Origin of the sequence: Dietzia massiliensis, assembly GCF_018390595.1 — a bacterium.
GTDB classification, from domain to species: domain Bacteria; phylum Actinomycetota; class Actinomycetes; order Mycobacteriales; family Mycobacteriaceae; genus Dietzia; species Dietzia massiliensis.
The window spans coordinates 1-361 of record NZ_JAHBAV010000310.1 but is presented as its reverse complement, the minus strand read 5'-3'; the positions used below and the strand labels follow the sequence as shown (position 1 = coordinate 361).

The following is a 361-nucleotide window of genomic DNA, read 5'->3' as shown; positions in this document are numbered from 1 at the left end:
ACATTACCTATCGGTGGTGGTAAAGGAGGTTCTGATTTTGATCCACAAGGAAAATCAGACAATGAAATTATGCGTTTCTGCCAAAGCTTTATGACTGAATTATATCGTCATATTGGACCAGATGTAGACGTACCAGCTGGAGATATTGGAACAGGTGCTCGTGAAATTGGATATTTATACGGACAATATAAACGTATTAAAGGGGCATTTGAAAACGGCGTATTAACTGGTAAACCAATGCCATATGGTGGAAGCTTAATTAGACCAGAAGCAACAGGTTTTGGAGCTGTATATTTTGGAAAAGAAGTTTTAGCTCATTTTAATGATACTTATGAAGGTAAAACAATCGCATGTTCCGGAT

General features: G+C 37.4%; 1 protein-coding gene. It reads left to right on the top strand.

The genetic code is table 11. The features are described from left to right. The coding region (locus KHA85_RS20645) for a Glu/Leu/Phe/Val dehydrogenase dimerization domain-containing protein (RefSeq protein WP_272875197.1) at positions 1-361 on the top strand (361 nt) is incomplete at both ends.